We start from the raw sequence: 11,034 nt of genomic DNA, 5'->3' as shown, positions 1-11,034 counted from the left end.
ATGCGTTTAATGAAACAGGCAGAGAAGTTCCATCGTCCTATTATTACTTTTATTGATACTCCGGGTGCTTATCCTGGTATTAGTTCTGAAGAGAATGGTATTGGTGAAGCGATTGGTCAGAGTCTGATGATTATGAGTGATTTAAAGGTTCCTATTATTGTGATTATTACTGGTGAAGGGGGAAGCGGTGGTGCTTTAGCCCTAAGTATCGGTGATCACTTAGCTATGTTAGAGAATGCGGTTTATTCTGTTTTGTCTCCTGAAGGTTTTGCCTCTATTCTTTGGAAGGATGTGAAGGGAGAACGTATTGAGGAAGCATGTGAAGTGATGAAGATGACAGCAGAAGATTTATATCATTATGGGATTATTGATGAAATCATCAAGGAACCTCTAGGTGGTATGACAACAAATCCTGTAGGTGTATATAGAAATATACGTAAGGTGATTAGAGAACAGTTAGATATTCTCGTCCCAATGGATGTCAATATTTTAATACGTAAAAGATATAACAGATATCGTAAGATTGGAGAATGGAAAAATGGATAAAGGTATTTCTATCATCGATACAGGATATTATGTACCTGAGAATGTACTGACTAATGATGATCTATCAAAGCTAGTTGATACGAGTGATGAATGGATTTATCCCCGCACTGGTATCAAGAAACGTCATATATGTAAAGATGAAACACTTATAGATATGGCATATAAGGCATCTTTAAAGGCATTAAACAACATCAACAAAGAAGATATTGGAATCATTATTGTAGCAACAATGTCTTCTCCCTATAATACCCCTTCTATTGCCTGTCTCTTACAGGAACGTTTAGGTTTAAATAATAATGTTTTTGCGTTTGATTTAAACGGGGCATGTAGTGGGTTTGTCTATGCATTATCAGTAGCACGTTCATTACTTTATACAAGTGATAAGCGTTATGCCTTAATTATTGGTGCTGAACAGCTTTCAAATCTCATTGATTGGAAAGATCGCACAACATGCATCTTGTTTGGTGATGGGGCTGGTGCTGTTGTCGTAGAGAAAGAAAATAAATTATTTTGTGATTATCAAGGATCAGAAGGCAATGAAGAAGTGCTTTATGGTTTAAAAAATGATTATTTACATATGGAAGGTAAAGAAGTCTTTAAGTTTGCGACAAGGGTTCTTCCTATGTGTATAGAGAAAGTATTAGAGAAAGCATCACTTACTAAAGATGATATTGATTACTTTGTGGTGCATCAGGCGAATGAAAGAATTATTCGTCATGTTTATAAGAAAATGAAAGTAACATCCGATAAGTTTTATCTGAATGTCGATGAATATGGCAATACATCTGCTGCAAGTATTCCTCTTGTACTTGGAGAGATGAATGAAAAGAAGTTATTAAAAAGAGGTATGAAGATACTCTGTGTTGGTTTTGGTGCAGGACTGACTTATGGTGCCAATCTGATAGAGTGGTAAGGAGAAGACTATGTGGTTAAATGAAACATTAAAGATTAAATACCCTCTTATTCAGGGTGGTATGGCTAATATTGCGACAGGTGCTTTTGCGGCAGCTGTGTCTAATGCAGGTGGTTTAGGACTTATTGCAGGAGGTGGTATGTCTCCTGAGATGTTAAGAGAGAATATCCGTGAAGCAAAGAAACTTACGGATAAACCTTTTGGTGTTAATTTGATGTTATTACATCCTCAAGCAGGAGAAATGGCAGATATTGTGGTGGAAGAAAAGGTCCCTGTTGTCACAACAGGTGCTGGTAATCCAGGTATTTATATTAAGAAATGGAAGGAGGCAGGTATTATTGTGATGCCTGTAGTCCCTAGTGTTGCCCTTGCAAGACGTATGGAAAAAGCAGGTGTGGATGCTGTTATTGCGGAAGGTACTGAATCTGGTGGTCATGTGGGAGAATTGACTACTATGGCTTTAGTACCACAGGTAAAGGCTGCAGTGAATATTCCTGTGATTGTTGCAGGTGGGATTGCGAGTGGTAAACAGCTTCTTGCGGCAGTGGCACTAGGTGCTGATGGTGTACAGGTTGGTACTATTCTTCTTGCGAGTACAGAATGTCCTATTCACCAGAACTATAAGAATGCGATTATTAAGGCAAAGGATACTGATACAACAGTGACTGGACGTATTGCCGGAACTCCTGTACGTATCTTAAAGAATAAGATGGCACGTACTTATATTAAGAAAGAAAAAGAAGGGGCCGAAATGATGGAACTAGAAAAGTATACATTAGGGTCTTTAAAGCGTGCTGTATTTGAAGGTGATGTAGAGACTGGTTCTTTAATGAGTGGTCAGGTTGCTGGTATGGTGCATGAAGAAAGAAGCCTTAAAGACATCATTGAAGGTTTATTTAAAGAATATGAAGAAGAAAAGAAGCGCGTGATGGAGGTTCATCTATGAAGATAGGATCACATACTTTATCCCTCCCTTTAATTCAGGGAGGAATGGGTGTTGGTGTTTCTCTAAGTTCTTTAGCGGGAAATGTGGCTAAGAAAGGGGCAATGGGTGTTATTTCAACAGCCCAGATTGGTTTTAAAAAGCCTACTTTTCTTAAAGATACAAAGAAAGCGAATCTAGAAGCGATTGATGAAGAAATCAAACGTGCTAAAGAGATTTCAAATAATAACGGTATGGTGGCAGTCAATGTCATGGTTGCCTTAAGTGATTATGAACAGCATGTGAGACAAGCTGTAAAAAGTGGTGTAGATGCAATCATTTCTGGAGCCGGTCTTCCTTTAAAACTTCCTGAATATGTGGATGAAAAGACAGCGATTGCGCCTATTGTATCTTCTGGTAAGGCAGCACGTTTGATATTAAACAAGTGGAAACGTCAGTATGATCGTACAGCTGACTTTATTGTGATTGAAGGATATAAAGCTGGTGGACATCTTGGATTTAAGAAAGATGAACTATTAGAGAATACATGTGCTTCTTTAAAGGATATTCTAAAAGATGTTAAGGAAGTTGTGAAAGGCTTTGAAGAGTTATTTAATCATGCGATTCCTGTGTTTGTCGCAGGTGGTATTTATACCAATGATGATATTAAAGAGATGTTAGAAGCAGGTGCAGATGGTGTTCAGATGGGTACACGTTTTATTGGTACTTATGAATGTGATGCTTCAATGGAGTATAAGAATTATTTTATTAATGGCAAGAAGGAAGATATCAAGATTGTACAGTCTCCTGTAGGTATGCCAGGACGTGCTTTTATGACGCCTTTTATGGAAAAGACACATCCTATTAAAAGATGTTTTAGATGTATTGCGAGCTGTAATATGAAGTCTATTCCTTATTGTATTACTCAGGCTCTAATTAATGCGGTGAATGGTGATTGTGAGAATGGTCTTGTATTTACTGGTACGAATGGATATCGCATTGACAAGCTTGTACATGTAAGTGATCTGATTGATGAATTAATGGAGGGTATTGTATGAAACTCGGTTTTATCTATGCAGGACAAGGAACACAATATGTAGGTATGGGACAGTCTTTTTATGAAAATGATGAAGACTGTAAGAACCTATTAGATAATGTGAAATTAGATTTTGATTTAAAGGATATCATGTTTAATAGTGAAGAAAAGACTATTAGTACTACACGTTTTACTCAGCCAGCGATGGTAGCCGTTGCGAATATGGCTACTCTTCTTTTAAAGAAGAATGGGATTACACCTGATTATGTATGTGGTTTATCTTTAGGTGAATACAGTGCCTTAAGTGCTTCTGGTGTATTTGATCCTGAAACCGCAATTCAGGTTGTAAGAGAAAGAGGTCTCGCAATGGAAAAGGCCGCTGAAGGTGTTGAGAGTGCCATGATGGCTATTCTTGGACTTGAACGTGAGCCATTACTTGATATATGTGCTGGCTGTGATGGGTATGTTTCTATTGCGAACTATAACTGTCCTGGACAGTTAGTTATTGCAGGAGAAAAGAAAGCAGTAGAAGAAGCAGGTCAGAAGGCATTGGATCATGGTGCAAGAAGAGCTGTACCTTTAAATACAAGTGGTCCTTTCCATACAAAATTATTAAAGGATGCAAGTACAAGACTTCATGAAGTATTTAAAGATGTTACATTCCATGAAATGAATGTCCCTGTGATTTTCAATTGTACTGGTAAGGAATTAGAAGATTGCAGCGTGCAGGAGATGTTAGAGAAACAGGTCATGAGTCCTGTCTATTTTGAAGATAGTATTCGTACGATGATCAATAATGGTGTGGATACAATTATAGAGATTGGACCTGGTAAGGTATTAAGCGGTTTTGTCCGTAAGATTGATAGAAAAATCAAGACATATCAGGTAGAAGATATGGCTTCTTTACAGAAGTGTGTGGAGGCATTCAATGAAACTAAGTAATAAGGTAGCCCTTGTCACTGGGGGTTTAAAAGGTATTGGACGTGCAACAGTGATGGAACTTGCAACTCAAGGTGCAGATATTGCATTAAATTATCGTGCAAGTGAAAAGAATAAAGTGTTAGCTGAAGAATTAGTGAAAGAACTTAAAGATCTTGGTAGAGATGTATTATGTGTTGAAGGTGATATTTCTCATGAAGAGGATGTAGAAAACATCTTCAAGAGTATTAAGAAGTATTTTGGACATCTTGATATTCTTGTGAATAATGCAGGTATTACGAGAGACCAGTTAATTTTAAGAATGAAGACCGAAGATTTTGATGCCGTTATTAATACAAATCTTAAGGGAACTTACTTATGTATGAAGCAGGCAAGCCGTTTAATGATGAAACAGAAGTCTGGTCATATTATTTCTTTATCTTCTGTCGTAGGTGTGATAGGTAATGCCGGACAGGTCAACTATGCAGCAAGTAAAGCAGGTGTCATTGGCATGACAATGTCTCTTGCAAGAGAATTAGGTCCTAGAGGTGTGACTGTGAATGCAGTGGCTCCTGGATTTATTGAAACTGATATGACAGAAGTATTAAGTGATGAGGTAAAAGAAGGTTTAAAGGCATCTATTCCTTTAGGAACACTTGGACATGTAGAGGATGTCGCAAAGACAATCGCATTCTTAGCAAGTGATGATGCAAAGTATATTACAGGACAGACCATTCATGTAGATGGTGGAATGGCTATGTAAGGAGGAGCTTATGACAAAACGTAGAGTAGTAGTAACAGGTATAGGAACTATTAATCCTATTGGACATAATGTAGAAGAAACATGGAAGTCTATTGAAGAAGGTAAGTGCGGTATTGCACCTATTTCTTTATTTGATACAAAAGGTATGAAGGTCACTCTTGCTGGTGAAGTCAAAGACTTTGATGTGACAAAGTATATTGATAAGAAAGAAGCAAAGAAGATGGACCGCTTTATTCAGATGGGGATGATTGCATCTCACGAAGCAATGCTTGATAGTGGTCTTGATATCAACAACATTGATTCTCATCGTTTTGGAGTGATTGTATCAAGCGGTATTGGTGGTTTAGGTTCTATTGAAAAGAACTATCAGACAGGAGAAAAGAGAGGTTTTGATAGAGTGTCTCCTTTCTTTATTCCTATGACTATTTCTAACTTAGCAGCGGGTCATATTGCGATTGCTTATCATGCACAAGGGTTATGTACCTGTCCAGTGACTGCCTGTGCAGGTGGTACAAATGCGATTGGTGATGCATTTAGAAATATTCGTGATGGATATCAGGATGTCATGATTGCTGGTGGATGTGAAGCTTCAGTAACTCCTTTAGGTATTGGTGGATTTACTTCTATGAAGGCTTTAAGTGATGCCACTGATCCTGATCGTGCTTCTATTCCTTTTGATAAAGAAAGAAATGGATTTGTCATGGGTGAAGGAGCTGGTATTCTTATTCTTGAAGAATTAGAACATGCCTTAAAAAGAGGCGCACATATCTATGGTGAAATGACTGGTTATGGTGTAAGCTGTGATGCCCATCATATTACTGCTCCACTTCCTAATGGTGAAGGTGGTGCCTATGCCATGCAGAATGCATTAGATGATGCAGGTATCAGTTATGATGTGATTGATTATATTAATGCGCATGGTACTTCTACTCATTTAAATGATTTATGTGAAACTGAAGCGATTAAATCAGTATTTAAGGAACATGCATATAAACTTGCAGTAAGTTCTACTAAAGGTCATACAGGACATTGTTTAGGGGCTGCAGGGGGTATTGAAGCAGTACTATCAGTATTAGCCTTAGAGCATGACTTTATTCCTCCTACTTTGAATTATCAGGTAAAGGATGAAGAATGTGATTTAAATGTAGTACCAAATATTGGTGTTAAGAAAGATCTTCATTATGTGATGAGTAATTCATTAGGTTTTGGTGGACATAATGCAAGTATTATATTCAAGGAGTATGACAATGGAACTAAATAGTAATGAAATTGCGAAGATTAATCCTCATCGTTATCCATTTGCGCTTGTAGATCGTATTACTGATTATAAGCCAGGAGAGTATGCGAAGGGTATTAAGTGTGTGAGTGTGAATGAAATGCAGTTTATGGGGCATTTCCCTGAGCATCATGTGATGCCAGGTGTATTGATTGTAGAAGCTTTAGCACAGACTGGATGTATTGCGATATTAAGCCAGGAAGAACATCAGGGTAAGATTGTCTTCTTTGCAGGAATCAATAAATGTAAGTTTAAAGGACAGGTCATTCCTGGAGATGTGATGGAATTAGAATGCACACTCACAAGAATGAGAGATAAGATNNGGTATTGGTGAAGCAAAAGCAACAGTCAATGGTAAAACTGTTGTACAGGCTGAACTCACTTTTGCGATTGGTGAATAATGAAATATATAGAATTTGAAGAAATTGATTCTACTAATACGTATATTCATGATCATTATCAAGAATTAGATGATGATACAATTGTCCGTGCACATTATCAAACTCATGGCCGAGGACGTTCTAATCATATCTGGGAGGCAGATAAGAATGAACAGCTTCTCTTTAGTTATTATATGAAACAGAACGTGGATCCTTTAAAGGTATCTGCCATTATGGCTTATGCGATTGTAACAGTTCTAAGAATGAAACAGATCAATGCATTCATTAAGTGGCCCAATGATATATATGTAAATAATCAGAAGATTGCAGGTATTCTTGTAGAGACGATTTATGAGAATACTTTACAGGGTATTATTATTGGGATAGGTTTAAATATAAGTAAGGGTTCTTACTATTCTCTATCTGATGTGATAGATCATCCTATTGATAAAGAAAAGCTGATGTTGAATATTATTGATACATTTAAGAATATGCTTCATATGCCTTTTGCATCTTTATTAGATGGCATGAATCGTCATTCTTATTTAAGAGGTAAGACAATTCCCTATAAAGAATATGGTTTAGTGAAATTCTTATATCTAGATGAAAATTGTCATCTTGTGATAGAGGATGAAAACAAGAAAAAACATACAATTCTCTTAAATGAATTATCATTAGGTCGTATATAATTAATCTTCTCAAATATGTGATAAAATTGTAGAATAGAGTCAAGGAGTGGAATTATGGACGCAAAAAAGAATAATTTAATGGATTCTATTAATACAGTTTTTAAACTCGCCATTAAAGTACAGGAAGATTATATTAAATATAGTCCTTTTCCTGAGTTATCAATGAATGAAATGCATATTATAGAGGCTGTAAGTAAGCAGCAGTTTCCTACTATGACAAATGTTGCAAAGACATTGAAGGTAACTATAGGAACATTAACGACTAATGTAAAGACTATTGTGAATAAAGGTTTTCTTACAAGAGAACGTTCTTCGGCAGATCATCGTGTCACATATCTACGTATTACTGATAAAGGATATCAGGCATTAGAGGTTCATAATCAGTTTCATAGGGATTTATCTGAACTTTATAGTCAGCATATTCCTGATGAAATGATTGGCTGGGTATATGATACAATAGAGAACGTCATAGAAGACTTAAAAGAATACCAGAAAAAACTTAATAAATAATATAAACCCCTATAGAAGGTGTGATTCTTCTATAGGGGTTTTTTACACTTATTTTCTTAAACCATAGCACTGATGTAAAAGAGAAATTAATTCATCCTTATTTGTTGCTTATACACCAATAGCTTTAAAGTACTCTTTAAACTTAGCAATTCCATTGACCATTAATTTGTCAGATACTTTTAACTCAGTTTATTTCATTTTAACTTTGTGAATGTTAATATGCAAGTTTTTAAGTTGAATAAAAAATCCTCCAGATGATATATCTAGAGGATATTCATAAGATATGACCACCTTCAAGTAATAGATATATTACTCGAAGAAGCAAAATAAATAAAATAAGTATAAACCACGCTTTGAATTCTTTCATGCCCTTAACCTCTTAAAGAAGATTATACCAGGCAGTTATGGAATTGTTGTGTATTTATCAGTATTTTTAAATATTGTAGCCATGATCCATAGGCCCACTTCCCTGACCTAAATCTAACATAGCACCTATTGCACCAGAAAGATATGTTTTAGCAAGTCTGACTGATTCTTCTAGTGTATAGCCCTTCGCTAAGTTAGATGCAATCGCACTTGATAAAGTACATCCCGTACCATGTGTATTACTGTTGACTATTCTATTTCCTTTAAACCAAGTACCCTTTTCACCATTGTATAAGTAGTCATTGGCGTCATTTAATTGATGTCCACCTTTGACTAATACAGCACAATGATATGTATCATAGATCTTCTTAGCCGCTATTTCCATATCTTCTACAGTCTTCACTTCCATATCAGTAAGTACTTCTGTTTCTGGAATATTAGGAGTAATCACTTCTGCGATAGGAAGTAATTCTTCCTTTAATGTAGAGATAGCTTCATCACTAATAAGCTTTGCACCACTTGTAGCCACCATGACTGGATCTACCACAATATGCTTCGCATCATAATGTTTCAACATTTCTACAATAGTATGAATCAGTGCTTTAGAAGACACCATACCAATCTTAACAGCTTCTGGATAGATATCATCAAATACAGCACGAATCTGGCTTTCTAAGAACTCTGGAGTCACATCCATAATATCTGTCACACCCGTTGTATTCTGGGCTGTGAGAGCTGTAATAGCGCTCATACCAAATACTTTATTGGCAAGCATTGTCTTTAAGTCTGCTTGTATTCCTGCCCCACCACTTGAGTCACTACCGGCAATAGTTAAACATGTATGCATTGTTTCATAAAGTGCATCTACACGCTTCTTTAAATCAATAGTTGCCTGTTTGATATGCTTCTGACCAAATAAAGCACTAATAACCGCAATACCATCAATACCTGTATCTTTAAGTAATAAGCAATTATCATAACTGATTCCACCAATCGCAACCATTGGTAGATCCACTGTTTCAGTCATTTCTTTTAAACGCTTGATACCTAATACTTCTGCATCATCTTTAGAAGATGTAGGGAAAATAGCCCCTACACCTAAATAGTCTGCACCTTGTTCTTTCGCAATTCTTGCTTCTTCTATAGTATGTGCACTTACACCAATGATCTTATCTGGTCCAAGTATTTCTCTTGCCTTTATGCACGCCATATCATCCTGACCTACATGAACACCATCCGCATCTATTTCCTTAGCAAGCATGACATTATCATTAATAATAAATGGTACATCAAATAAACGACATAGTTCTTTAATATTCTTTGCTTCTTCATAGAAAGAGGCTTCATCCAGGTCTTTTTCTCTTAGCTGAAGACAAGTAGCACCACCCATTAAAACATCTCTTACTTGCTCATAGAGAGTCTGTTCTCCTGTCCAATGGCGATCAGTGACAGCATAGAGTCTTAACATGTCATTATTGAACTTCATATTTACCACTCTTTTCTAATTCTTCATCAGTCATATTGAATAATGCATCAATTAAATAAGTACGAAGTGTTGCATTACCTTCACCTTCTTTTAATTTAGATGCACCAATTTCACCTGCAATCCCCATGGCCATAACAGCAGCCGCTGCACTATCTACACTATTTTCTACTGTTAAGAAACAGCCTAAGATACCTGATAACATACATCCAGTACCAGTAATAGCACTCATTTCCTTACATCCATTATTGATCATATAGCACTTATTACCATCAGTGACATAATCTACAGGACCAGTCACAATAATAATAGTATTCAATTCTTTTGCGAATGCTTTGATATCATCAATGAGATCATGTGAGTTCTTCTGATCTTCTGCAGATGCATCAACACCTTTAGTATGGCCTGAACCAGCCATTAAAGTCTTGATTTCTGAAATATTCCCTTTGATGGCATCAAAATGAATCTGAGCGAGTAGATCCTTACATGTATTAGTACGTAAATCAGTAGCTCCTGCACCTACTGGATCTAATACAGTAATATGCTGACATGCATTAGATGCTTTACCTGCTTCAAACATAGAAGCAATCTTAACCTGATTGAGAGTACCAATATTAATATTTAATGCATTACTGATAGAAGTCATCTGAGCCACTTCTGTAATCTCATCTGACATAATAGGACTGCCACCAATAGCTAAAATCGCATTGGCAACATCATTCACTGTTACATAGTTTGTAATGTTGTGTACTAATGGTTTTACTTTTCTTAACTTCTTAATGTAATTCATATTCTTTTCCTCCATAAAAAAGAGCACGCTGAAAGAGGGTGCTCATAAATTCCTACGTTGGCATTATCCAAATCAGGTTTCATGGTCAAGACTTATGTCTACTCTCAGCAAATTAGCTCCCATTTCAATTATAATAATATGGTAAAACAATCAGTTACAAAATACAAGTGATTTCATAATTGAGGATAACATAGTGTATCATCTTTGTGACATTATATGTTTACGTATTGTGTATATCTTATTATAGTATTATAATAGATTACGCATTCTGTTATAGCTTCCCAAATATCTGAGATATCTCTATTAATGAGCTTCCCCTCATTAAACATCTCTTCTATAACAGGATGCAATCTACCAGTAATGGTAGATTTTTTTATTTTAAGGCATAAAAAAAACACCGAATATATCGGTGTCTGCATTCAGAATGGTGCGGGTGACAGGA

11 protein-coding genes, 2 pseudogenes and 1 riboswitch are annotated in these 11,034 nt (G+C 36.2%); of the genes and pseudogenes, 10 read left to right on the top strand and 3 right to left on the bottom strand.

Translation table 11 applies throughout. From position 1 onward, the window contains the following. The 10 genes and pseudogenes from B2S90_RS10715 to B2S90_RS10670 all read left to right on the top strand — a co-directional run. The coding region (locus B2S90_RS10715) for a carboxyl transferase domain-containing protein (RefSeq protein ID WP_286697034.1) at nt 1–546 on the top strand (546 nt) is incomplete at its 5' end. Further along, nucleotides 539–1,459, top strand: a complete 921-nt coding sequence (locus B2S90_RS10710; RefSeq protein ID WP_055233199.1) for a beta-ketoacyl-ACP synthase III — start codon at nt 539–541, stop codon at nt 1,457–1,459. The genes B2S90_RS10715 and B2S90_RS10710, both read left to right, overlap by 8 nt. Before the next feature lie 10 nt (nt 1,460–1,469). Further along, nucleotides 1,470–2,405: a nitronate monooxygenase gene (locus B2S90_RS10705; protein WP_278780688.1), complete on the top strand. Its 936-nt coding sequence runs from the start codon at nt 1,470–1,472 to the stop codon at nt 2,403–2,405. Further along, nucleotides 2,402–3,439 carry an NAD(P)H-dependent flavin oxidoreductase gene (locus B2S90_RS10700; protein ID WP_286697033.1) on the top strand — a complete coding sequence of 346 codons (1,038 nt, stop codon included), beginning with the start codon at nt 2,402–2,404 and terminating at the stop codon, nt 3,437–3,439. The genes B2S90_RS10705 and B2S90_RS10700 overlap by 4 nt, the downstream gene beginning before the upstream one ends. Next, nucleotides 3,436–4,359, top strand: a complete 924-nt coding sequence (gene fabD, locus B2S90_RS10695) for an ACP S-malonyltransferase (RefSeq protein WP_055233196.1) — start codon at nt 3,436–3,438, stop codon at nt 4,357–4,359. Before B2S90_RS10700 ends, fabD begins: the two co-directional genes overlap by 4 nt. Continuing rightward, nucleotides 4,346–5,098: a 3-oxoacyl-[acyl-carrier-protein] reductase gene (gene fabG, locus B2S90_RS10690; RefSeq protein ID WP_278596856.1), complete on the top strand. Its 753-nt coding sequence runs from the start codon at nt 4,346–4,348 to the stop codon at nt 5,096–5,098. The genes fabD and fabG overlap by 14 nt, the downstream gene beginning before the upstream one ends. A gap of 10 nt (nt 5,099–5,108) precedes the next feature. Further along, a complete protein-coding gene (fabF, locus tag B2S90_RS10685) occupies nt 5,109–6,359 on the top strand; it encodes a beta-ketoacyl-ACP synthase II (RefSeq protein ID WP_278860458.1) in 1,251 nt (416 codons plus the stop codon). Continuing rightward, nucleotides 6,346–6,775 (top strand): annotated as a pseudogene (gene fabZ / locus B2S90_RS10680) (3-hydroxyacyl-ACP dehydratase FabZ). Before fabF ends, fabZ begins: the two are co-directional and overlap by 14 nt. Then, complete coding sequence (locus tag B2S90_RS10675) at nt 6,775–7,443, top strand: biotin--[acetyl-CoA-carboxylase] ligase (protein ID WP_055233192.1); 669 nt, start codon at nt 6,775–6,777, stop codon at nt 7,441–7,443. Before fabZ ends, B2S90_RS10675 begins: the two are co-directional and overlap by 1 nt. Nucleotides 7,444–7,497: 54 nt before the next feature. Beyond that, nucleotides 7,498–7,953, top strand: coding sequence for a MarR family winged helix-turn-helix transcriptional regulator (locus B2S90_RS10670; RefSeq protein WP_055233191.1), 456 nt, complete (start codon nt 7,498–7,500; stop codon nt 7,951–7,953). A gap of 433 nt (nt 7,954–8,386) precedes the next feature. Here B2S90_RS10670 and thiD read toward each other — a convergent pair whose 3' ends face one another. The 3 genes and pseudogenes from thiD to thiM form a co-directional block, all read right to left on the bottom strand. Beyond that, a complete protein-coding gene (gene thiD, locus B2S90_RS10960) occupies nt 8,387–9,166 on the bottom strand; it encodes a bifunctional hydroxymethylpyrimidine kinase/phosphomethylpyrimidine kinase (RefSeq protein ID WP_286697038.1) in 780 nt (259 codons plus the stop codon). Nucleotides 9,167–9,217: 51 nt separating this feature from the next. Continuing rightward, nucleotides 9,218–9,787: pseudogene (thiE, locus tag B2S90_RS10955) on the bottom strand (thiamine phosphate synthase); the annotation flags it as partial. A gap of 4 nt (nt 9,788–9,791) precedes the next feature. Further along, complete coding sequence (gene thiM / locus B2S90_RS10655) at nt 9,792–10,592, bottom strand: hydroxyethylthiazole kinase (protein ID WP_338122067.1); 801 nt, start codon at nt 10,590–10,592, stop codon at nt 9,792–9,794. 32 nt (nt 10,593–10,624) lie between these two features. Next, a riboswitch (TPP riboswitch) is annotated at nt 10,625–10,725 on the bottom strand. Between the last annotated feature and the right edge of the window lie 309 nt (nt 10,726–11,034).

The sequence above is a fragment of the Catenibacterium sp. UBA627 genome (assembly GCF_002299355.1).
Lineage (GTDB): Bacteria > Bacillota_I > Bacilli_A > Erysipelotrichales > Coprobacillaceae > Catenibacterium > Catenibacterium mitsuoka.
The sequence above is the reverse complement of the archived record's forward strand: the minus strand, read 5'-3'. Positions and strand labels throughout refer to the sequence as shown.